This is a genomic window from Pseudomonas sp., assembly GCF_036404235.1.
Taxonomy (GTDB): domain Bacteria; phylum Pseudomonadota; class Gammaproteobacteria; order Pseudomonadales; family Pseudomonadaceae; genus Aquipseudomonas.
In genome coordinates this window covers 18779-37108 of sequence record NZ_DASWOT010000125.1, presented here as the reverse complement: position 1 = coordinate 37108, position 18330 = coordinate 18779, and the positions used below count along the sequence as shown (strand labels likewise).

Here is an 18330-nt window from a genome sequence, read left to right as displayed (position 1 = left end):
GGGTTGCGCCGCATCGACAGCGGACTTAATGAGTTTGATCTTAGCCATGATGACTCCTTGGAAAGACCCGGATTCCAAGGGCCGGATAGGAGTCTGGCGGTCGGAAGTCAGGTCAGGTTTCGGAAAGCACCGGCATATGTTTAACTCGCCTAAGTTATTGATAAAACTACTGTATCTGGCTGAGGTGTAGTCCAGCGAATTTCGGTGCTGGAGTCATCGTGAAATAAAAAAGGCCGCATCTTCATGCGACCTTCCATCCCCGTCAGCTCAACTCATTCAGCCGCCTCTTCCAAGAGCTCGACAGTCTTCTCTTTCACAACTTCATCACGACGACGAATGTACTTCCAGTCTGCTTCATCGATATAGATGCCGGCAGGTCCGCTACCGCCCTCAAGGCCAATCGCTACATGAGCAGACACCTGGGGCTTAACGCTTGCCAGAATAGGGACGAAGCCCAACTGCAGGCTGGTTTCTAACAGTGCAGCCTGGTTCTTCTCATCAATGTCTGCCGCCTCATCCAGATAATAAGGGAGACGAATGCGACCGGCCTGTTCGCGATCCATCAAGTGCAGCAACAAGTACATGTTAGTGAGTGCCTTGATGGTCATCGTCGTGCCGTTGGACGCTGCACCGTCGATATCGGTGTGGATAACCGGCTGACCGTTGACTTTGGTGATCTCGAAGGCCAACTCGAAGAGATCTTTCAGCCCCAATTGGTTGTGGTTCGCTGCAACCAGGCGCGCAAGATACTCCTTGGCTTCTTCGTTTTTGTTGTCTTGGTCCGCGCTCTGGCTCAGATCGAACACCGACAGAGTTTCGCCTTCTTCATATTGCCCGGCGCTGTGGATAATCTGATCGATATGCTTGAGCGCTTCCTTGTTAGGCGCCAAGACGATACGGAAGCTTTCGAGGTTGGAGACCTGACGTTTATTGATCTCACGGTTGAACAGCGCCAACTGGTGCTCAAGGCTGTCGTAGTCGCTACGAATGTTGCGTAGCGTGCGAGCGATGTCGGTCACCGCAGCACGACGAGCTTTGCCCAGCGTCAGCGCTTCATCCTGACGATGTGCATAAGCATTGATCAACAATTGCAGACGACGCTCCATGTCATCTTCGCTGTCGAACTTGGCCACACCCTTCAAGCGAATCTGGGCATATAGCGCTTCGATTTGACCATCGCAACGCTGTAGACCCTGCCAACTGTCCTGATAGTCGTTGAGCAGCGGCAAGAGGTTTTCAAGCGAGTCATCCACCGGATCCATGCACGGCGTACCGAACGGCAGATTCGCCGGTAGCAACTGACGACGACGCAGTGCATCGTCCAGCGTGCGCTGCTTGGACTCAAGATCGCCGATCTGACGTGCGACCAATTGGAGTTTGGCCGACAGTTGCTGAACGCGTTCGGTAAATGCATCGGACGAACGCTTCAGTTCATCCTGAGCTGCTTCCATTTGCGCCAGTTGCTCATGCTTCTCAGGCTCCTCGGCCGACAACGTCTGCGAACGACGGAAGTCTTCCAGCGCTTTCTGTGCATCGAGAACTTGCTGGTACAGCACTTCGGTCTGGGTCTTGCTCGCCGCGCGGTCAGCGGCTACGGCTTGCTGGGTTTTTAGCTGTTTGAGTTCTTTCTCAAGACGTTCTTTCTGATCGCGTAACGCCGCTCGATCAGCCAATGCCTGCAGAGCCGGTGGTTCGATGTGTGACAGGTTGATCGACAGGCCCGGTACTTCAAAGTGTTCGCCTTTAAAGCCATCCAGAATCGCTTCCAACGATTTAACCCAAGCGTCGCCGTCGTCCAGTGCGATGCCCTGTTCGCCCAACGGCAAACTGAACAGCGCACTGTTGAACAGGCGCATTAAACGCTCGACATCCGGTTGCGAAAACTCTTCACGCAGGCGGGCATAGCTGTTGTTGTCGGCATGATCGAGTTGCTGTTTGACCGACTTCAGACGCTTTTCCAGATCCCGCAGACGCTCGTCCAAATCCTCAGCACTGAACTGACGTGACTGGGCCAGTGCGCCCGCCAGTTCATCATGTGCGTCTTTGGCTGCCAGTAATTGCTGCTCAAGAACGCGCACATCTTCGACCAACGCAAAGCGGTTTTTAAGCACGGCCAGTTCGCCGATCCAGCGTTGAATCCCACTGATCTCACGCTCGAGCCGCATCAGCTCTTGAGTGCCGCCGCGCTGATCGTTTTGTAATGCATCTTGCTCGCCACGGTAATGTTCGGCCTGAATGACTAACTCTTCCTTGCGCGCGTTGGAGTAGTCCTGCCACGTGCCAAGCAACGAGTCCAGCAGTGGAGAGAGGCGATGCAGCTTGCCGCGCAACACTTCCCGCTGCTTGACGCCATTGGCCAGCGCTTCTACCAGCGGGCCGGCCAAGACGAGTGCGTTGTAATCCTGCTCCATGCGTCGTACATCGCGGAAAGCCTCTTCGCACGCAGCAATGTAATCGACGCTGCCGGAACGCAAGCTGTGCTCGAATGCATCGAGGAACAGTTGTTTGAGTTTGGCGGCAGTGATTTCACGCATATGCAGCAAGTTGATAAACAGCGCGCGGAAGGTCTTGAGGCTTTGCTCGCTGGTGGAGCGCAGCGGGATCAGTGTCAGGTCCAGCGGAATCGAGGTATGGCCGCCCACCAGCAAACGACGCAACTCATCGGGCTTTAGTTCGTAAGCTTTCAAGCCTTGGCTTTCGAGGTTGCTGAACAGCTCTTTCTGCCGTAGGCACGTGTCGTTCCTTTGGTAGTGCGCCAGGTCCAGCTTGCCCGCGTAGGCAAAGAACTGGTGACCGAAGCCACCGCCCGGCCCGCGACCTACTACGCCAATCACGTGTGGACCGTGGGGCAGGGCGACTTCCACCAGGATGTAGCTGGTATCCGAGGCAAAGTAGAAGCGGCGGGACTGCTCCAGGCTGTATTTGCCAAAGCTCATGTCCGACATGCGCGCCAGAATCGGGAATTGCAGCGCGTTGATCGACGCACTTTTGCCCAGGTTGTTAGCGCCGTAGACCGACAAAGGATGTTCCAGCGGGAACAGGCCCAGGCTGTAACCGGCCGTGTTCAGTAGAGCAAAGCGGCGAATGCCATAGCGTTCCTGGCTCATGCATCAAGCTCCTGTTCTTCGGCAATCGCGCGGGCCAAGGCCTGCTCGTCGGTGAGTTCGACCTCTTCGAATTCGGCGAGGTCGAGTGGGTCGTCGGTTTCGAGCAATTTTTCGTCGTTGTCGTCATCGATCAGTATTGGCGTAGGCAATGGTAGATCACTGTGCAAACTGGCCGCCAGGTCGCGGTCCTGCTGGACCGAGAGGCAGACATCAAGGAAACGATGCATCGGCGGCAGAAAACGGAAAACCCCCATTTCTTCGCTGGCAAAACCCAGTTGAGTCATGCGGCGCATGATTTTTTCTTCAAGCTCTTCCTGGGTCTGGACTTCGGCCTGCAGGAACAGGTCTCGATACTTTTCCAGCAAGGAGGGCAGTTCTTCGCGGCCCAGGCTGCCACCATCCAATACGGCCACCGGATCACGACCCTGATCGGCCAGGTGCTCAACCAGAATGAAGGTAAACAACGCCAGCCGCTGAGCGGTTTTGTTCACTTGTGCGGCGGCCAGATCCGGCACGAAGTAATAGAAGCCACGGGTATCGCACACCAGCTCAAAGCCCAGCGCCTTGAACAGGGTTCGATATTGGTCTTGCGAGTTCGACAGTTGGGCGTACAGCTCCGGGTCGCGGCGGCTGATGTGATAGCCCTTGAACAGTTCGCGGAAGATCGGTGCGAGCTGGGACATTTCGGACAGATCAAGATGCATGGGCGGTGCCCTCCGAATTCTCTGGGGTGACGTCTATGCTCGAGAGCAGGGCGAAGGAGCGCAGGCTGACCCGGTGCTCCTGTGTCAAATATTCGCGGCGTTCGAGACGCTCGCGCTGAAAGCGTTTGTCCCGCGACAGGCGCGAGAACCAATACAGCAATTCGTCGGTGGCGCCGGTGGGTTCCTGCTCCAGCAGCCACACCATCAAGTCCGGCATTGGTAATGCGCCTTCGCAGCGCTCGATCATTTCCTTGACCGTACGTGGTGCCTTGGGTGGCTCGCCCTTGCGGGTGGTGTTGGCCTTAGGGAAGCGCGCCGGTTTCGGCTCGAAGCGAGCCAGCGCGTAGACATAGGCTTCGACCTGGTTCGCGCTGCCCAGGAAGGTGCTTTGTGGACGGGTGAACATCGGCATTGCCGCTTGTGGCACTGCGTCGATACCCTTGCGACGAATCGCCGACAAGGCCAGCGCGGCGCCACGGGTCACGGCATTGTGACGTCGGGCTTCTTCGCGCAACGGCAGCAACAGCTCGCGAGCATGACGCAAGGTCAACTGCGCGCTGGTCTGCATTTCGAGGATGCGCGCGTGGGTTCGCAGCAACATGTCGTCATCGACGATATGCCCCAGACGCTGCTGGTCAGTGAGCATGCGCAGCAGCACGTTTTCGACCTTGCGTACGCCTTGCTCGAAGGCGCCGTCGGCATTCACCAGTTGAATCATCGGTTCGACGTATTCATCCCATGTCGCCAGTACTTCGGCATAACGCTGGCGTAATGGAATCTGCCGGTCACTGGTCTTGGCGCGTTCGGCCACGGACACTAGCGCCTGTTCGTCATTGGCGAGTTTTTTCAAGACGTCGCGCACGCGCATATCTAGCAAACGCAACTGACGGGCGAGATCGTCGGCGTCACGCACGTCGAAGGCGTCCTGGATATAACCGGCCAGGCGCTCCAGATGGCGCAGATAGGCTTCTATTTCCAGGCACAGGCCGAGGCGATGCTCGCGACGCAGATAGGACAAAAAGTCGTGGATCTGCGCATTCAGCTCGAAACGATTCGGGCTTTTGGCCACCGGGACCAGAATGTCGAGGCGAATCCACACATCCAGCAGGTGGGTGATGTCCTGTGGAGTACTTTCGATTTGCTGGGCCGCCAATTGCAGGCGCAATTCGCTCAGGCTTAACGTGCCCTGGTCGAAGTGCTCGCACAGTGGCTCAAGCAGTGCCCAGTGTTCGGCAAGGGCGCGCAGGACGCGCTTAGGTTCGATCATTGGATGGCCGGCTGGTTAGCGAATAAAAGCGGCAATTGTACTGCATAGCCGAGGCCGGTTTTCACTCTCGGTCGATCAACTGCGGCGCGAAACGACGAAGGTCTGTAGAATCGCCTGCCTAACTTATCCACAGGTGGCCGCCCTTTGCTCAACGAGTCCCGCCGCCGCGCTTATATGACCGCCATGCAGGTGGTCAATTGGCTGCCGCGCACCGAATTACCTTTTGCCGCCCCGTCGCGTCCTGAACTGCTTGCGCCACTGGTCGAAGCGCCGGTTGCCGAACCGGAGCCGCAGGTGATGGCCGAGGCCGCGCCGTCTCGGCCGCAATCAGCGGCGCACGCTGTCGAGCGGCCAAAGGTGGAGATGCCGCGCCCAGTGGTGAAACCAACGGTAAAGGCTGCTGTGAAAGAGGATGCCGCCGCACCTGTGGCGGTCAAAGCGCCTGTCATACCGCCGCCGCGTTTCGCCCTGCAATTACTGCGCGCTGGCAGTTGCCTGCTGTTGGTGGAGCTGGCCACAGGCGAGCCATTCCAGAGCCGCGATCCTTCGTATTTGTTGCTCAAGGACATGCTGCGCGCCGCCGGTCTGCCGGACAGCCCGCAGATTATCGGTGAGCCTGTACGCTGGCCGTTGCTGGTTCGCGGTCAGATGGACCAAGGGCCGGAAGCGGCGCGTGACTTCGTTCAGGGCTTCCTGTTTGCTCGTCTCGAAGAAGCGCCTTGCAGCCTTCTTTGGCTGATCGGATTGCCGGCGCTGAGGTTTGCCGGTGAATCTGACGCTCAATCCTACAATCGTGAGCTTCAGGTCGATGGCCTGGGGGCTGCCTGGGCGCTGCCAGGGCTTGAACTCTTAATGGACGAGCCTCAGCGCAAAGCCGAGGTGTGGAAATCCATGCGTCGACTAATGGCTCGTTGGAAGACCGTAAATGAGTGACGCAGTAACTTTTCGCCCGATGACCGAGGCGGACCTCGATGCAGTGCTGAAAATCGAATACGCAGCGTTTAGCCATCCGTGGACGCGTGGCATCTTTCTGGACGGCTTGAAGTCATACGAAATCTGGTTGATGTTCGAAGGCGAGCAGCAAGTGGGACACGGGGTGATCAATGTGATCATCGATGAAGCGCATCTGCTCAACATCACGGTCAAGCCTGAAAGCCAGGGCCGAGGTCTGGGATTGTTGCTGCTGGATCGTCTGATGAAGCGTGCTTACGAACTGAACGGTCGGGAGTGCTTTCTGGAACTAAGGGCCAGCAACCAGTCGGCCTATCGTCTGTATGAGCGCTATGGCTTCAACGAGATAGGCCGGCGTCGCGATTATTACCCGGCCATCGGCGGGCGAGAAGACGCACTGGTCATGGCTTGCACACTGCTGGACTAATTATTCAGACGTCGGGTTTGCCATCCAGCGGGTCGAAAATAGCCATTTCTTCCTCATCCAGACCACCGCCCGCGCCGATTTCGTCCTCATCGACAATACTCAGGTCGAAATCGGCCGGGCCGCCTTCACCTTCTTCATGGGCTGAGCGGGCGCCGTCTTCATCAATCAGCGTTTCCGGGCTCATGTCGTCGTCGGTCGGCTCATGGTCGTCAGTGGATGCTCCGGTCATGCCGGCTTCGCGGGCACGCTCGTCAGGAATGTAATTTTCCAGTTCGTCGGCCGGGAGGGTGTCACCGATTCGACCGCTGGGTTCGTTATTGTCATTGAAGTTCAGCTCTTCCATCGAGCCCATCCGGTCTTCGTTGTCATCGATGGGTTCGGGTTGGGTGGCACCAAAAGGGCGGCGTTCATCGGTCATGGCGAAATCCTCATGTTTTTAGGCCTTAATTAGGTGGACCGACGCCACTGCTGAAGATTCCTTTTTGTTCTGTAGTGGCGCAAATAGGGCGTGACCTGGAGCGTCGAGCGCCAGTCATAGCTGAGCACCATTTTCGAGGCATCAACGCATGAACGAGCTACAAGACCTGATCGACAACAACGAGCGCTGGGCCGCTGCCATCAAGGAAGAAGATCCTGAGTTCTTCGCCAAGCTGGCACGTCAACAGACCCCGGAATTTCTGTGGATCGGCTGTTCGGATGCTCGCGTTCCCGCCAATGAAATCGTCGGCATGCTGCCAGGCGACCTGTTCGTCCACCGCAACGTTGCCAACGTCGTGCTCCACACTGACTTGAACTGCCTGTCGGTCATTCAATACGCCGTCGACGTGCTCAAGGTTAAACACATCCTGGTCACTGGCCACTACGGCTGTGGCGGTGTACGCGCCGCGATGCAGAATCGCCAGCTCGGCTTGATCGATGGCTGGCTGCGCTCGATTCGCGATCTGTATTACGAGAATCGAGAGCTGCTCGCCACGCTGCCGACCGAAGAGGAGCGTGTTGATCGTCTGTGCGAACTGAATGTGATTCAGCAGGTGGCGAACGTTGGCCATACCAGCATCGTGCAGAACGCGTGGCATCGCGGACAGAAGCTGTCAGTGCATGGTTGCATCTACGGCATTAAGGATGGTCGCTGGAAAAGTCTGAACGCGACCATCAGCGGTTTCGAGCAATTGCCGCCGCAGTATCGGTTGAGGCCGCAGGGGGAATAATTCCTTAGGGTACTTGCTGATCAAACTCTGTCTGCCCCACGATCTGTAGGAGCCAACTTGTTGGCGAGGCGACAAACACGGTGCGCCTGCCACACCGCCTCGCGAACACGTTCGCTCCTGCCCCCGCTACATTGAAGACATGCGCGATTGGCAGTGGTGAAGCATTTGATACGGCCAGGCTTTTCAGCGAAAAATACCTGCTGAAAGCTTGATCGGGAACAGAGTCTCTACAGGTACAGATGACATCCAGACGGGTTACAACACAAACCGCTGCACCATCGTATTCAAGTCCGTCGCCAGCATTGATAGCGCGTTGCTCGCCACTGTCGTTTGCTGGGCGCCCGAGGCCGATTGCGTCGACAAGTCACGAATGCTGCTCAGGTTACGGTCAACCTCACTGGCCACTTGCGCCTGTTGTTCGGCGGCGCTGGCGATCAGCACGTTTCGATCGCTGATGGTCGAGGTCGAGCTGATGATCACGGTCAGCGCTTGGTTGGTCGCGGCCGCATGTTCCAGTGTCAGGCTGGCCTGTGCTGCGGTCACACGCAACGCTTGGGCGGTTTCTTGCGTGCTCTTCTGCACGCCGCTGATCAGTCCTTCGATCTCTGCCGTTGAAGCGCTGGTGCGCTGGGCAAGCGAACGTACCTCGTCGGCAACCACCGCAAACCCACGTCCTGCCTCGCCTGCGCGAGCTGCTTCGATTGCTGCGTTGAGTGCCAGCAGGTTGGTCTGGTTGGCAATGGCGCGGATCACGTCGAGAATCTTGCTGATGCTCAGCGTGCGCTCGGCCAGCCCTTGCGCTTGATGCGACGAATCGAGCACGTTGTCGGTCAACTCCCTGATCGACTCAATGGTGCCAGACAGCCGCTCCCGTCCTTGCGCGGCCGCCGCGTTGGAGGCCTGAGATTCGGTCGATGTATTCATGGCGTTATCCGCCACAGCTCCTGCCGCCTGGCTCATCTGGTTAACCGCCACCGCAGCCTGCTCGATTTCGTCGTTTTGCAGCTTGAGGTTCTGCGCGCTGGCTTCGGCAATTGCGCCCATTTCCTGCACCGACTGAGTTAGCTGTGTCGCGGCAGCGCAAATTTGATCAATCGTGCCGTGAAGATTGCCGCGCATCCGCCCCAGCATGATCAGCAACTGAGCGGTTTCGTCCTTACCATCGGGAATCGGTTGAGGGCTAAGGTCGCCGTCGGCAATGATGCTGGCGATCTGCAAGGCGTAGCGTACTGGACGAATGATGCTCACGCTCAGGCGCCAGGCCAGCAGCAAGGTGAGCACCAATGCCACGACGATGGCGCTGAGGGCGATGATGCGGGTTTGTTGAAATCGGCTACTGGCTTCGTCGACCGCGGCCGACGCACTCTGCTTATTCAGCTCACGCAGCAACTGCACCTGCATGTCCATTAAATCGCCTTGCATGCTCAGGGTGGTATTGAGCAGTGTTCGCGCGTCATCGAGCTTGCGTTGTTCAATCAGGCCAATCTCATCGTGCAGCCCCGGCATGAACGCTTTGTAGGCGTCCTGCAATGCGTTAATCGAATCACGTTCGGTGCTGTCGGTGGCATGCGCAAGATAGTCGTTGAAGCCTTTTTCAACTTCATTCCTGAGTTGCTCGACGTTGATTTTGCTGGTGACCACCGCACTCGGATCGTCAGCGTTGGCGATCAGGCGTGCGCTCTCGCCGCGCAGCTTGATCAGGTCGATTGCAATCGCATCGGCCATGGCGATGCTGGGCAATGTGCCGCTTTCAACGGCCTCCCCCTGTTCACGGATGCTCTGCATCTGCAGCAGACAAAACACCCCCAATGCCGTCAGCAATAACGCAGTGATGCTGAAGCACAGAATCAGCCGCTGTGTGATTTTCAAGCGACGCAAAAGGGTGGGTTTGGAGGAGTGACCGAGCAATCGAGGTAATAACGTTTTCACTTCGAACCAATCCCCATCGACGAATACACCGGAGACATTGGTTATAGAGAGCTTCCATGATGTCTTTATGACATCCATATGGAAATATTTCAGTTTTATGGTGTTTTTCCGTTCAGGGTGACAAACGGTATCAAGTGCGGGTTGAGTGCCTCTCGGCGATTTCAGCGCCCGGCGCCCACTTCCTCCATAAACTCAGCCAAAAAGCGCACAGCTCGTTCATGCCTGATCTGTGCGAGGGCTGCGCCGGTGCAGGTCTGGAAACCTTGTGCCAGCCCAAAAATCTTGGTCTTGAAATGATCTGCCGCGTAGCGCTTGTCGTCGAACGGTCGTTTTTCGGCCTGAGGGTCTGTAGCGTCATACAGTTGGCTGCCCATGCGTCCGGCAATGTAGAACAGCCGGGCAACGCCGATCATACCGAGGGCGTCGAGCCGGTCGGCGTCTTGCAGGATTTTTGCTTCAAGGGTGGTCGGTGTGATCGCGGCTGAGTAACTGTGGGCTTCGATAGCGTGAGCGACAGCGGCGATTCGCTCTTCGTCCCAGCCCATCTCTGACAACAACTCCGTAGCTTTCGCGGCTGCCAGGCGAGAGGCGCCAGACCTGAACCTGGAGTTTTTTTCGACCGACACGCAATCGTGCAATAGCGTCGCCGCTAATAGCACTTCGTTATCGCCGCCTTCCTTGTCACGGATCGCACAGACGTTTTGCCAGACGCGATGCAGGTGTGATTCGTCGTGCGAGCCGTCGAGTTTTTCAGTCACGGTGTGTGGGATCAACAGATCGGCAAGGTACTGAAACGGTGCAAACGAGAGTGGATTCATCGGTTAGTCCAAGTCACATCCGGCAGCGAGTTTGGCAGTTTACGAATATAGGTGTACGCCGGGCGCTCGGTTTATCGCTCAAGACTTCAACGGTAACGCAGTCTTGTACCGTACCTGCTTGAGCGAAAGGCTGGAGCGGATTTTCTCAACCTCCGGCATGGGCGACAGACGCTCGATAATGAAGTGCTCCAGCGCCTGCATGTCGGCCATCACTACACGCAACAGATAGTCTGCGTCGCCGGTCATTAAATAGCACTCCATGACTTCTTCGCATTCACACACTCGGCGTTCGAAGTTCTGTAGCGCCTCGCGGCTTTGTTCCTTGAGGCTGATGGAAATGAACACGTTCAGGCGCAAACCAAGATGCTCGGGCGCCAGCAGCGCTACGTACTCACGAATGCAGCCGCTGGCCTCAAGGGCTTTCACTCTGGCGAGGCAGGGCGAGGGCGACAGATGAACCCTTTTGGCCAGTTCGACGTTGGATAGGCTGCTGTCGCGCTGCAGTTCGCGGAGGATTTTTAGGTCAATGCTGTCAAAGTGCATCGTGCTTCGAACCGCCTGTTTTTTAGCGTTTTATGCTGTAGATGAGGTTTCTTGTCTCGCCGTTCAGTCACAAAATCTGCGTCCTGGAGCATAGACTTTTCCAAACTTAAGTGGAGGTGTCTATGAGCCATTTCGATTCCAGTGTTCCTGTCGCGGCCAACGACCCACACCCGAACGACCAATTAGAGCTGGCGGAATGGCGTGAAGCACTGCTGTCGTTGGTGGAAAACGCCGGTCCCGAACGCGCTCGGGAGATCCTCGACATGCTCGCCAGCATCGCCCGTGATCCTTCGATTGGTTGGCAACCGCAACACGGCACGCCCTACATCAATACCATCCCGGTGGACCGGCAACCGGCGTTTCCTGGTGATCTGGCCATCGAGGAACGCCTCGCTTCACTGATGCGCTGGAACGCCTTGGCGATGGTGGTGCGAGCCAATCAGGCATACGGCGAGTTGGGCGGTCATATCGCCAGTTACGCCAGCGCTGCCGATTTGTTCGAGGTCGGCTTCAATCACTTTTTCCGCGCCAGGAGCGACGTTTTCGGCGGCGACCTGGTGTTTTATCAGCCGCATTCGGCGCCGGGAATTTATGCCCGCGCGTATCTCGAAGGTCGCTTGACCGATGAGGATCTGGCTCACTATCGGCAGGAAATCGGTGCGCGACAAGTAGGTGCCAAGGGCCTGTCGAGTTATCCACATCCTTGGCTGATGTCGGACTTCTGGCAGTTCCCTACCGGATCAATGGGTATCGGGCCGATCAGCTCGATCTACCAGGCGCGGTTTATGCGCTATTTAGGGCATCGCGGCTTACAGGACACCCACGAGCGTCACGTTTGGGGCGTGTTCGGTGATGGCGAGATGGACGAGCCCGAAAGCATGTCCGCGTTAACCCTGGCGGCGCGTGAAGGTCTCGACAACCTGACCTGGGTGGTCAACTGCAACCTGCAACGCCTCGACGGTCCGGTGCGCGGTAACGGGCGAATCATCGATGAGCTGGAAGCGTTATTCAGTGGTGCCGGTTGGAATGTGATCAAGCTGGTTTGGGGTTCTGATTGGGACAGTTTGTTTATGCGCGACAAGGATGGCTCGCTTGTGCGCGCCTTGTCGCAAACCGTTGACGGCCAGTTTCAGACGTTCGCGGCCAAGGACGGCCGTTACAACCGTGAGCACTTCTTTGGCCAGAACCAAGCCTTGAGCACACTGGCGCAAGGACTCACCGACGAGCAGATCGACCGTCTCAAACGCGGCGGTCACGATCTGGTAAAAATCTTCGCTGCCTATCAAGCTGCGACGCGGCACAAAGGCCAGCCAACAGTGATTCTGGCCCAGACTAAAAAGGGTTTCGGCATGGGCGAAGCCGGGCAGGGCAAGATGACCACGCACCAGCAGAAGAAGCTGGATCGCGAGGCGTTGATCGCTTTTCGCAAGCGCTTCCATTTGCCGTTGACCGATGAGCAGGTTGAAAACCTGAGCTTCTACAAGCCCGACGCCAACAGCGCCGAAATGCGTTACCTGAAACAGCGTCGTCAGGCATTAGGTGGCTCTATGCCGAGCCGCAGCACGATGGCCGAGAAGATCCCGGTACCTGCGTTGGCCACTTATGGCGAGTTCGCCACGCAGGCCGATGGCAAGGAAATGTCCACCACCATGGCCTTCGTGCGCATGCTCAGCAATGTGCTCAAGGACAAACAACTCGGTCCGCGTGTGGTGCCCATTGTGGCCGATGAAGCGCGCACGTTTGGTATGGCCAATTTGTTCAAGCAGATTGGGATTTATTCCAGCGTCGGCCAGCGTTATGAGCCAGAAGATATTGGCTCGATCCTCAGCTATCGCGAGGCCACCAACGGGCAGATTCTCGAAGAGGGGATTAGCGAAGCGGGCGCGATCAGCTCCTGGGTTGCGGCGGCCACTAGTTATTCGGTGCATGGCCTGCGCATGTTGCCGTTCTACATTTACTATTCGATGTTCGGTTTTCAGCGTGTCGGGGACCTGATCTGGGCCGCAGCGGACCAACGCGCCCGAGGTTTTCTGCTTGGCGCCACGGCAGGGCGCACCACTTTGGGCGGCGAGGGTTTACAGCATCAAGACGGCTCCAGCCACTTGATGGCGTCGACGGTGCCAAACTGCCGCGCCTACGACCCGGCGTTCGCCGGGGAACTTGCTGTCATCCTCGACCACGGGATGCGTCAGATGCTGGAGCACGATGTCGACGAGTTCTACTACGTCACCCTGATGAACGAAAACTATCCACAGCCTTCGCTGCCCAAAGGCGTTGAGCAATCGATCATTCGCGGTTTGTATCGCTTTGGCGAGCAGGCTGTGGATAACGCCCAAGGCTCGGTGCGGTTGTTGGGCTCAGGGACCATTTTGCGCGAGGTTATCGCGGCAGCCCAATTGCTGGCGCGCGATTGGCACATCGACAGCGAAATCTGGAGCGTGACCAGCTTCACTGAACTGGCGCGTGAGGCCCGAGAAGTCGAGCGCTGGAATCGTCTGCACCCCCGGCAACCTGCGCGCAGCAGCCATTTGAGCGAGTGTTTGCCAAGCGGGGCGCCAATCATTGCGGCATCCGATTACGTGCGTGCGGTGCCACAACTGATCGCCTGCTATGTCAATGATCGTTACAGCGTGCTTGGTACCGATGGATTTGGTCGTAGCGACACGCGTGCCGCGTTGCGTCGCTTCTTCGAAGTCGACCGCCACCACATCGTGCTCGGTGCGATCACCGCGTTGATTCGTGAGGGCAAGGTCACGGCAGAGCTTGCCGCGCAGGTCATCGAACGCTATGGCATCGACGTTCAGAGCACTGCGTCGTGGGAATGCTGATTCGCCAGGTCGTCATCCATGAGGCAAATCGCGAGCAAGCTCCCTCCCACATAGATTGAATCAGCCCGCGAAGGCAGTGGACCTGGTTGAGTGCAGGTGGATGTACTGACCTCATTGGCGGGCAAGCCTCGCTCCAGCCGGTAATTTATTTCTTGTTTACTGCCCCTTCATCGCCGAGGTCAGCTTGTCGACGTTGTAACGGAACATCTGCACGTAGGATGCCGCCGGCCCATCTGCAGGCGACAGCGACTCGACATACAGCTCGCCCCCGGGATGCGCGCCGCTGGCTTTGGCGATCTGTTGCACCAAACGCGGATCGCCCGAGTTTTCAAAGAAATAGGCGCTGACATGCTCTTGCTTGATCTGATTGATCAGTTTGCCCACGTCGGCAGCCGAAGCTTCAGTCTCGGTGGAGAAACCCAGTGGCGACAGGAACGTCACGCCGTATGCATCACCGAAATAACCGAAGGCATCGTGAGAGGTCAGCACCTTGCGCTGGGCCTTGGGGATCGACTGAATCTGCATACGGGCATAGGCGTCCATGTCCTGCAATTGCTTGATGTAACGATCACCATTGGCTTTGTAATCGGCTGCACTGGCCGGATCTGCTTTCTGCAGTGCGGCAATGATATTTCGCACGTACACCACGCCGTTGGCCGCGCTGTTCCATGCATGCGGATCGGTGATTTGCTCGCCATCCTCCTCCATGCTGCGGGTCATGATGCCCTTGGACAGCACCACTGGTTCACCTTTATAGCCGGAGGCTGTGATCAACCGATCCAGCCAGCCTTCCAGGTGCAGACCACTGACAAACACTACGTCGGCTTTCTTCAGGGCTTGCGCATCATTGGGGGTTGGTTCGTAGACGTGCGGGTCGCCATTGGGCCCAATCAACGAGGTCACGTGAACATGGTCGCCGCCGACGTTATGCACCATGTCGGCGATAACGGTGAACGATGCTACGGTTTCAAGGGTTTTCGCCTGGGCGCCATTAACCAGACCCGACAGCGCCAAGGCGGCTGTCAGAAGCGTCAAATGTTTCATGTGATTTCCTTTGTGTAAGAGAGCAATCAGCCGGACAGGTGAACCCTCGGAAACAGCCGACGGAGAAATCCGCTGCGTCCAAAAAGCAGTGAGAACAGGTAAAACGTGCTGGCCGTCAGCACGATGGCTGGGCCCGAGGCGACGCTGGCGTGGTAGGACACGATGAGTCCGATGAACCCCGAAAGCGTTGCCACCAATGTGGAAATCACGATCATGCCCGTCAGAGAGTTGGCCCAGAATCGTGCGACCGTGGCGGGCAGCATCATCATGCCAACGGCCATCAAGGTGCCAAGTGCCTGGAAGCCCGCCACCAGATTCAGTACCACCAACAACAGAAACAGCACGTGATACAGCGACCCGCGTCCGCCGACGGCCTTGAGAAAACCGGGATCGAAGCACTCAAGAATCAACGGCCGATAGATCAGCGCGAGCAGAATCAACGTGAATGATGCGATACCGCCAACCATGAAAATCGCTTGATCGTCGATCGCCAGAATGGTCCCGAACAGCACGTGCAACAGGTCCACATTGGAGCCGTGCAACGACACGATCAACACGCCAGCCGCCAACGATGTCAGATAAAAACTGGCAAAGCTGGCGTCTTCGCGCAGTGTCGTGAAACGGCTGACCAACCCCGACAACAACGCCACCGCGAGCCCCGCGATCAGCCCGCCGAAACCCATCGCTGGCAGCGACAACCCCGCAAACAGAAACCCGACCGCGGCGCCGGGCAAAACAGCGTGGCTCATTGCGTCGCCCACCAGGCTCATGCGGCGCAGCATCAACAAAACACCCACAGGGCCGGAACCAATGCCTAACGCCAGGCACGCGACCAGTGCGCGGCGCATGAAACCAAATTCGACAAAGGGCTGGATCAATGCCTGATAAATCGTCACAGGTCGTCCTCCTCATTGAGCGCGCAGGGTTGCGCGTCAGCGCTCCAATGCTCTGCCATGTTTTTTGCCCGGCGCAGATTGTCGTTGCTCAAAGTCTCGGGGGTGCGACCCCAGGCGATGGTTTCCCGAGCCAGTAACAAGGTGTTTGGAAAGTGTTGGCGCACTTGTTCAATGTCGTGCAGCACCGCGATCACCGTGCGTCCCTGGCCGTGCCAGCCGCTGATCAACTTAAGTAAATCCCGAGTGGTGCGGGCGTCGATGGCGGTGAACGGTTCGTCCAGCAAAATCACCGACGCGTCCTGTAACAACAGGCGAGCAAACAACACACGCTGGAATTGCCCTGAAGACAACGAACCGATGCTGCGCTGTTCGAACCCCTCCAGACCGACCGCGAGCAATGCTTGCTGCGCCTGCTCAACTTGCTTGCGGCCCACGCCACGAAACGGTCCGAGTCGATGCCAGGCGCCCATCAGCACAGTGTCCGCCACGCTCAACGGGAAGCTGCGGTCGATCTCGGCGGCTTGTGGCAGATAGCCGATATGCCGCGTCGCCAAACTGCCACGATCAACGCGACCCTCAGCGGGTTTCAACGTACCGGCAATGGCCTTGATCAGCGTCGATTTGCCTGCGCCGTTAGGCCCGACAATCGCCGTCAGACTGCCCGCCGCAAAACGTCCATTGACGTGATGCACTGCCGGACGCCGTTCGTAGGTCACGGTCAGGTCATGAAGATCGATAGCCGCGCTCATGGAATCGCTACCGCCCACGCGACGCTGATCCACAGCAGCGCAAGCACGGCCAATGAAACCAGCACGCGCTTACCAGCGGATTGAGCGAGCGCAGAAGTCGCGATATCGAGAGGGAGCCGGGTAGGAGGTTTCACGTACGGAAGGCCTGAAATGTTTTGTTATAGTATTACATCACTATTTCCAGGCCATAGGGAAGGGGTATTTATTGCGGGTTCAGGGAAGCGACAGACTGAAGGCGTGTTCGCTCTGAGCATTCTCCTGCCAGCTCAAAACCTGTAATTTCAGAGTAGGCACTTTTCTTTCTGGATCACTCCAATGACCGCATTCCACCGTCGTCCTGTCCCGTTGTCCAAGGCTTACCGCCTGCTTAATCATGGTCCTACCGTATTGGTCAGCGCGGCCCACGATGGCAAGCGCAATATCATGGCTGCCGCATGGGCGATGCCCCTTGATTTCGAGCCGCCGAAAATCACCGTGGTGCTGGATAAGTCGGTCTGGACACGCCAGTTGGTAGAAGCGTCCGGCACTTTCGTCATCAACGTTCCGACCATCAGTCAGGTTGATATCGTCGAAACCGTAGGCTCAACCTCGGGTCTGGAGATTTCCAGGGAAAAGGACCTCGATAAATTCAGCGCTTACGGACTGACGACATTCCAGGGCGAAGTGATCGATGTGCCGCTGCTAGAAGGTTGCGTGGCGTGGCTTGAATGCCGACTGCTGCCTGAGCCGCATAATCAGGGTCAGTACGATTTGTTCATTGGCGAAGTGGTTGCGGCTCACGCTGACGAGCGAGTGTTTTCCGAGGGGCACTGGCATTTTCAGGGACATGATGATCTGCGCACCCTGCATCACGTTGCTGGTGGGCATTTCCTGGTGATCGGGGATGAGGTAACGGGCGACGTCCTGAAGAGAAAATGAACAGCAAACGAGTCTTCTTTGACGGGGGATGTGCTGCACGCTGTTGCCGGGATTGGTTGATCAGGTAACAGCGTTAGCAGATGGGCAGACATCGCATCTTCCTGTGCCGAATAATGGGTGTCTGGTCTTCAGGTTGATGACGTTGGGTCATTTTGCGGCGGTGACAGGTATCTGCCCCCAACAGTTCTTGTAACGCGGGCAGACATTATAGATCGTGTCCATTTCACGCATGCGTTTGAGATGGCGGCCAATCGCGGCACCTGTCACAAGATTACCTGTCTGGAAATAAGCCATCGTCAGTTGAGCAGGATTTTTCACCACGCTTTTGAAGGTGGGTGTGGATTCCATATCGTTGGCGTTGGTATTGGCTAACGTCACCAACTCTTGGTCAGTCGCTTTCGTCAATGTGGCCCGATACAGCAGTTTGTAGAGGGTCAGCGTCTTCGCATCATTCTGGGAGACGTCCTCTTTGAAGGTCTCCAGATTCTGCGCGTACAGCAGCCAATAGTCTTCTGGCATGCTGAAGCCCATGTCTTTCTTGCGCGCTTCTATCAACTGTTGCGTAGACAATTGCGGCGTCGACGGTTTCGGCTTGGCTTCATTGTTTTTAGAAAGCTTGACCATCATGCTTTTCTCGACGATCCGATCCATCAACGCAGAGCGTTCCGGCGTGTCTGGGAACGCTGGCCTTGGCGGTTGCAGGGCGGCGCAGCCTGGCAGGAGCAGGGCTAAACAAAGCGTGATGGACCTGAGTCCGGTAGGAAGCGACATATAACGTCCTTGTCAGGAGTGATGGCTAAGTGATGTCGCTATAGTGTATCGCCATTTTGCTGGCGTCAGGAAGTCAGCGGAGTGTGCGGTTGTTTCAACGCAGCGGTCGCGGTGTCAGTCTGACCGAGCGTGGTCAGAGTTACCGGGGTACGCGAACACGTTGAATGACA

General features: G+C 57.2%; 16 protein-coding genes and 1 pseudogene. 5 read left to right on the top strand and 12 right to left on the bottom strand.

What is annotated here, in order from left to right; genetic code table 11:
* Window positions 1–272: 272 nt before the first annotated feature.
* From mksF to mksB, 3 genes are read right to left on the bottom strand one after another with little or no spacing between them, the layout of a single operon-like run.
* Window positions 273–3107 carry an Mks condensin complex protein MksF gene (gene mksF, locus VGC62_RS16220; protein ID WP_331188097.1) on the bottom strand — a complete coding sequence of 945 codons (2835 nt, stop codon included), beginning with the start codon at window positions 3105–3107 and terminating at the stop codon, window positions 273–275.
* Window positions 3104–3811 carry an Mks condensin complex protein MksE gene (gene mksE / locus VGC62_RS16215; protein ID WP_331188096.1) on the bottom strand — a complete coding sequence of 236 codons (708 nt, stop codon included), beginning with the start codon at window positions 3809–3811 and terminating at the stop codon, window positions 3104–3106. The genes mksF and mksE overlap by 4 nt, the downstream gene beginning before the upstream one ends.
* Window positions 3801–5078 carry an Mks condensin complex protein MksB gene (mksB, locus tag VGC62_RS16210; RefSeq protein ID WP_331188095.1) on the bottom strand — a complete coding sequence of 426 codons (1278 nt, stop codon included), beginning with the start codon at window positions 5076–5078 and terminating at the stop codon, window positions 3801–3803. The genes mksE and mksB overlap by 11 nt, the downstream gene beginning before the upstream one ends.
* Before the next feature lie 144 nt (window positions 5079–5222).
* On the opposite strand from mksB, the gene VGC62_RS16205 reads away from it, so the two are divergent.
* Both VGC62_RS16205 and rimI read left to right on the top strand, forming a co-directional pair.
* Entirely contained in the window at window positions 5223–6011 is a 789-nt protein-coding gene (locus VGC62_RS16205; RefSeq protein WP_331188094.1) for an energy transducer TonB, read from the top strand.
* Window positions 6004–6456 (top strand): ribosomal protein S18-alanine N-acetyltransferase, encoded by a 453-nt coding sequence (gene rimI, locus VGC62_RS16200; RefSeq protein ID WP_331188093.1) that lies wholly within the window; start codon window positions 6004–6006, stop codon window positions 6454–6456. Before VGC62_RS16205 ends, rimI begins: the two co-directional genes overlap by 8 nt.
* A gap of 4 nt (window positions 6457–6460) precedes the next feature.
* Here the strand turns inward: rimI and VGC62_RS16195 are convergent, their stop codons facing one another.
* A complete protein-coding gene (locus VGC62_RS16195; protein WP_331188092.1) occupies window positions 6461–6874 on the bottom strand; it encodes a serine kinase/phosphatase in 414 nt (137 codons plus the stop codon).
* Window positions 6875–7022: 148 nt separating this feature from the next.
* On the opposite strand from VGC62_RS16195, the gene can reads away from it, so the two are divergent.
* Entirely contained in the window at window positions 7023–7664 is a 642-nt protein-coding gene (gene can, locus VGC62_RS16190) for a carbonate dehydratase (RefSeq protein ID WP_331188091.1), read from the top strand.
* 255 nt (window positions 7665–7919) lie between these two features.
* Here can and VGC62_RS27765 read toward each other — a convergent pair whose 3' ends face one another.
* The 4 genes and pseudogenes from VGC62_RS27765 to VGC62_RS16175 all read right to left on the bottom strand — a co-directional run bounded on the left by VGC62_RS27765 (window position 7920) and on the right by VGC62_RS16175 (window position 10954).
* The gene (locus VGC62_RS27765; protein WP_414705813.1) at window positions 7920–8708 is read right to left on the bottom strand and encodes a methyl-accepting chemotaxis protein; all 789 of its coding nucleotides are present in this window, start codon (window positions 8706–8708) and stop codon (window positions 7920–7922) included.
* Window positions 8709–8777: 69 nt separating this feature from the next.
* Window positions 8778–9671, bottom strand: a pseudogene (locus tag VGC62_RS27760) (MCP four helix bundle domain-containing protein); the annotation flags it as partial.
* Window positions 9672–9754: 83 nt separating this feature from the next.
* Window positions 9755–10411 carry an HD domain-containing protein gene (locus tag VGC62_RS16180; RefSeq protein ID WP_331188089.1) on the bottom strand — a complete coding sequence of 219 codons (657 nt, stop codon included), beginning with the start codon at window positions 10409–10411 and terminating at the stop codon, window positions 9755–9757.
* Window positions 10412–10489: 78 nt separating this feature from the next.
* Window positions 10490–10954, bottom strand: a complete 465-nt coding sequence (locus VGC62_RS16175; RefSeq protein WP_331188088.1) for an Lrp/AsnC family transcriptional regulator — start codon at window positions 10952–10954, stop codon at window positions 10490–10492.
* A gap of 122 nt (window positions 10955–11076) precedes the next feature.
* Between VGC62_RS16175 and mdeB the strand changes: the two genes are divergently transcribed.
* Window positions 11077–13782 (top strand): alpha-ketoglutarate dehydrogenase, encoded by a 2706-nt coding sequence (mdeB, locus tag VGC62_RS16170; RefSeq protein ID WP_331188087.1) that lies wholly within the window; start codon window positions 11077–11079, stop codon window positions 13780–13782.
* A gap of 156 nt (window positions 13783–13938) precedes the next feature.
* Here the strand turns inward: mdeB and VGC62_RS16165 are convergent, their stop codons facing one another.
* From VGC62_RS16165 to aztA, 3 genes are read right to left on the bottom strand one after another with little or no spacing between them, the layout of a single operon-like run.
* Entirely contained in the window at window positions 13939–14826 is an 888-nt protein-coding gene (locus tag VGC62_RS16165) for a metal ABC transporter substrate-binding protein (RefSeq protein ID WP_331188086.1), read from the bottom strand.
* 26 nt (window positions 14827–14852) lie between these two features.
* Window positions 14853–15674, bottom strand: coding sequence for a metal ABC transporter permease (locus tag VGC62_RS16160; protein ID WP_414705812.1), 822 nt, complete (start codon window positions 15672–15674; stop codon window positions 14853–14855).
* Between the two features lie 44 nt (window positions 15675–15718).
* Window positions 15719–16471, bottom strand: a complete 753-nt coding sequence (aztA, locus tag VGC62_RS16155; RefSeq protein WP_331188084.1) for a zinc ABC transporter ATP-binding protein AztA — start codon at window positions 16469–16471, stop codon at window positions 15719–15721.
* Window positions 16472–16786: 315 nt separating this feature from the next.
* Between aztA and VGC62_RS16150 the strand changes: the two genes are divergently transcribed.
* Window positions 16787–17389, top strand: a complete 603-nt coding sequence (locus tag VGC62_RS16150) for a flavin reductase family protein (RefSeq protein WP_331188083.1) — start codon at window positions 16787–16789, stop codon at window positions 17387–17389.
* 147 nt (window positions 17390–17536) lie between these two features.
* On the opposite strand, the gene VGC62_RS16145 is transcribed toward VGC62_RS16150, so the two are convergent.
* Window positions 17537–18160: a hypothetical protein gene (locus VGC62_RS16145; RefSeq protein WP_331188082.1), complete on the bottom strand. Its 624-nt coding sequence runs from the start codon at window positions 18158–18160 to the stop codon at window positions 17537–17539.
* Between the last annotated feature and the right edge of the window lie 170 nt (window positions 18161–18330).

Bases quoted from the DNA above. Each gene is read 5' to 3' on its own strand.
- VGC62_RS16175 (WP_331188088.1), bottom strand. From the start codon at position 10,954: ATGCACTTTGACAGCATTGACCTAAAAATCCTCCGCGAACTGCAGCGC.
- rimI (WP_331188093.1), top strand. From the start codon at position 6,004: ATGAGTGACGCAGTAACTTTTCGCCCGATGACCGAGGCGGACCTCGAT.
- VGC62_RS16145 (WP_331188082.1), bottom strand. From the start codon at position 18,160: ATGTCGCTTCCTACCGGACTCAGGTCCATCACGCTTTGTTTAGCCCTG.
- VGC62_RS16180 (WP_331188089.1), bottom strand. From the start codon at position 10,411: ATGAATCCACTCTCGTTTGCACCGTTTCAGTACCTTGCCGATCTGTTG.
- mdeB (WP_331188087.1), top strand. From the start codon at position 11,077: ATGAGCCATTTCGATTCCAGTGTTCCTGTCGCGGCCAACGACCCACAC.
- aztA (WP_331188084.1), bottom strand. From the start codon at position 16,471: ATGAGCGCGGCTATCGATCTTCATGACCTGACCGTGACCTACGAACGG.
- VGC62_RS16160 (WP_414705812.1), bottom strand. From the start codon at position 15,674: ATGCGCCGCGCACTGGTCGCGTGCCTGGCGTTAGGCATTGGTTCCGGC.
- VGC62_RS16195 (WP_331188092.1), bottom strand. From the start codon at position 6,874: ATGACCGATGAACGCCGCCCTTTTGGTGCCACCCAACCCGAACCCATC.
- VGC62_RS27765 (WP_414705813.1), bottom strand. From the start codon at position 8,708: ATGGGCGCAATTGCCGAAGCCAGCGCGCAGAACCTCAAGCTGCAAAAC.
- mksB (WP_331188095.1), bottom strand. From the start codon at position 5,078: ATGATCGAACCTAAGCGCGTCCTGCGCGCCCTTGCCGAACACTGGGCA.
- mksE (WP_331188096.1), bottom strand. From the start codon at position 3,811: ATGCATCTTGATCTGTCCGAAATGTCCCAGCTCGCACCGATCTTCCGC.
- VGC62_RS16165 (WP_331188086.1), bottom strand. From the start codon at position 14,826: ATGAAACATTTGACGCTTCTGACAGCCGCCTTGGCGCTGTCGGGTCTG.
- VGC62_RS16150 (WP_331188083.1), top strand. From the start codon at position 16,787: ATGACCGCATTCCACCGTCGTCCTGTCCCGTTGTCCAAGGCTTACCGC.
- mksF (WP_331188097.1), bottom strand. From the start codon at position 3,107: ATGAGCCAGGAACGCTATGGCATTCGCCGCTTTGCTCTACTGAACACG.
- can (WP_331188091.1), top strand. From the start codon at position 7,023: ATGAACGAGCTACAAGACCTGATCGACAACAACGAGCGCTGGGCCGCT.